Below are 650 nucleotides of genomic sequence, written 5' to 3'. Positions count from 1 at the left end.
CGCTCCACCTCCTGCTGCGGAAGGAAATCGGTCCAAACACGCGTCACGGGGAGCGGATCGTTCGTCGCGTCACGCCGTTCTTGCCAGCCGGCAGATGTGTTGCGACCAACGGCATATTCGCGGACATCGCGATAATGGAGATCGCCCAGCCTAAGTTCGAAATCATCGGACTGGTAGGTGGACAGGTCGCTGCGCGGATAAAATCCATCCGCACATTCGAGCTCGATCCGGGTCTGGAACGCGTAGGCCACGTCCTTGTACGGAGCCTTTGTGCTCCGTCGACGGTTTACCAAGAAGACGGTGATGACGCGCAGACGCTCTTCAGCCCCTTCCGGAGTCTTTTAACGGAGCACACGGTGTGAACGGCGACTTCGATGCCGCCGCCCGGCCTGTGAGGCGCAGCGCTTTCCGGCAGCGGGATCCCGGACTGGTTCCGAGTGACGTCGAGGACGATCGCGGCTTCGCCGGAAACCCGAACCCAACGGAGGTTCTCGGGCTTTTCTGGCTTTGGCTTGCCCTTTCCCGACACTTCGGGAATGAGGAGCGCATCGGGCAATGGGGGCTCCGTCTTATAGTTCCCCCATGTTGCGCGCAGCGTGACTTGACTCACCGTTTCCGGAAGAACCACCGTCAACCCTATCGACGACGGA

The 650-nt window shown here is 60.8% G+C and carries 2 protein-coding genes; both read right to left on the bottom strand.

From position 1 onward, the window contains the following. A partial coding sequence (locus EN780_RS36535; RefSeq protein ID WP_133372969.1) for a hypothetical protein occupies positions 1 to 251 on the bottom strand: 251 nt, incomplete at its 3' end. 35 nt (positions 252 to 286) lie between these two features. Beyond that, a partial coding sequence (locus EN780_RS40005) for a hypothetical protein (RefSeq protein ID WP_210215116.1) occupies positions 287 to 650 on the bottom strand: 364 nt, incomplete at its 5' end.

The organism is Mesorhizobium sp. M4B.F.Ca.ET.089.01.1.1 (assembly GCF_004022605.1).
Lineage (GTDB): Bacteria > Pseudomonadota > Alphaproteobacteria > Rhizobiales > Rhizobiaceae > Mesorhizobium > Mesorhizobium abyssinicae.
The sequence above is the reverse complement of the archived record's forward strand: the minus strand, read 5'-3'. Positions and strand labels throughout refer to the sequence as shown.